The sequence below is a fragment of the Flavobacterium sp. LMO6 genome, from assembly GCF_009495795.1.
Classification (GTDB): Bacteria; Bacteroidota; Bacteroidia; order Flavobacteriales; family Flavobacteriaceae; genus Flavobacterium.
This window is the reverse complement of the sequence record NZ_WIBH01000110.1, coordinates 1-224: the sequence shown is the minus strand read 5'-3', so window position 1 is coordinate 224 and position 224 is coordinate 1. Positions and strand designations below refer to the sequence as shown.

At 57.1% G+C, this 224-nt stretch carries 1 protein-coding gene; it reads left to right on the top strand.

Annotated elements, in window-relative coordinates:
* A partial coding sequence (locus GFJ99_RS13375) for an aconitase family protein (protein WP_238990968.1) occupies positions 1-180 on the top strand: 180 nt, incomplete at its 5' end.
* Positions 181-224: the final 44 nt, after the last annotated feature.

The following is a 224-nucleotide window of genomic DNA, read 5'->3' as shown; positions in this document are numbered from 1 at the left end:
AATGACGACAGAGTCGAAGCCGGCCAGCGCTGCGCTTCAACGTCAAACCGTAACTTTGAAGGCCGTCAGGGCCGTGGCGCCCGTACGCACTTGGTTAGCCCGGCGATGGCCGCGGCGGCAGCCATTGCCGGTAAGTTTGTCAATATTGCAGCTGTGAATGATCAAGGAGACCGGGCATGAGCCAGATATTTGCACAGGGCTTAGTTTGCCCGCTGGATAAAAAC